Below are 1,028 nucleotides of genomic sequence, written 5' to 3'. Positions count from 1 at the left end.
GTCGATCAGCGCCGCCAGCCGCACCAGTTCGTGCCGCCCATCGATCATGTCGACCAGCCGCGGCCGCAGCAGATCGGCCTGTTCCGGCGGGCGCGGGCGGTGCTTCATGCCCACAAGATTCGCAGGGTTTGTCGTCGAAAACAATCGAACCCTGCAAATCCAGGTCGCCGAGCCCGGAAAATCTCACAGCTAGATCAGTGCCTTACGAGTTATTCAAGGCCGACTACTGACCTTGCCGGGGGTAATGGAAGTCTTCGAGACACGAGCGCGGGGATGGCCCGGTGGAAAGGGAGAAGAGCACGTAAAAAGGGTCAGGGACGAATTTCAGGATATGTGCGGTCGCATAGACCGCTTGCAGTCCGGAAGTGATACGCCAGCGGAGTTGCTACGGACATATCGACACAACAATCTTGCCCACGAACTCCATATCGACACCTCCGACCCCAAGCCTAAGGCGAAGTATGGAGACGTTCCTGATTTGCTTAATGAAATCGTCGCCCTCACGGAAAGCGCCGGTCTTATCGTCCTTGGAACCGCATACGCATGGGAGAGGCGGGATGTTGCAAAGAGCGCAAAAGCCTTGTGGGCAGCCGTCGCGGAGATAGGGCCGCCTCTTGATAACGAGAATCCAGAACCAGTTGGCGTTGCGCAATGACGAGGTTTCGTTGTCACTTGTTAGTTCGATGATGGTATTATATTTTGCGTACCCATTCCCTTTAGTAACATAGCTCGCGTAAGGGGCTAGCAATGTTGGTTCTCTCGGCACCTCATTTTCACAACGAAGAGGCTGCCTATTGTTATGTAGTCGGCCTTGAATAACTCGTAAGGCACTGATCTAGCTGTGAGATTTTCCGGGCTCGGCGACCTGGATTTGCAGGGTTCGATTGTTTTCGACGACAAACCCTGCGAATCTTGTGGGCATGAAGCACCGCCCGCGCCCGCCGGAACAGGCCGATCTGCTGCGGCCGCGGCTGGTCGACATGATCGATGGGCGGCACGAACTGGTGCGGCTGGCGGCGCTGATCGAC

Annotated in this window: 1 protein-coding gene; it reads left to right on the top strand. The window is 56.4% G+C overall.

The features are described 5' to 3' along the window. The first annotated feature begins 244 nt into the window (after window positions 1-244). Window positions 245-655 carry a hypothetical protein gene (locus tag ROTAS13_RS26800; protein ID WP_139323586.1) on the top strand — a complete coding sequence of 137 codons (411 nt, stop codon included), beginning with the start codon at window positions 245-247 and terminating at the stop codon, window positions 653-655. Window positions 656-1,028 lie beyond the last annotated feature (373 nt).

This window comes from Roseomonas sp. TAS13, from assembly GCF_001950415.1.
GTDB classification, from domain to species: domain Bacteria; phylum Pseudomonadota; class Alphaproteobacteria; order Acetobacterales; family Acetobacteraceae; genus Roseomonas; species Roseomonas mucosa.
Note: the sequence above shows the minus strand (reverse complement) of the source record. Positions and strands in the feature narration are given on the sequence as shown.

Coding starts and splice junctions, on each gene's coding strand:
- ROTAS13_RS26800 (WP_139323586.1), top strand. CDS start 245: ATGGAAGTCTTCGAGACACGAGCGCGGGGATGGCCCGGTGGAAAGGGA.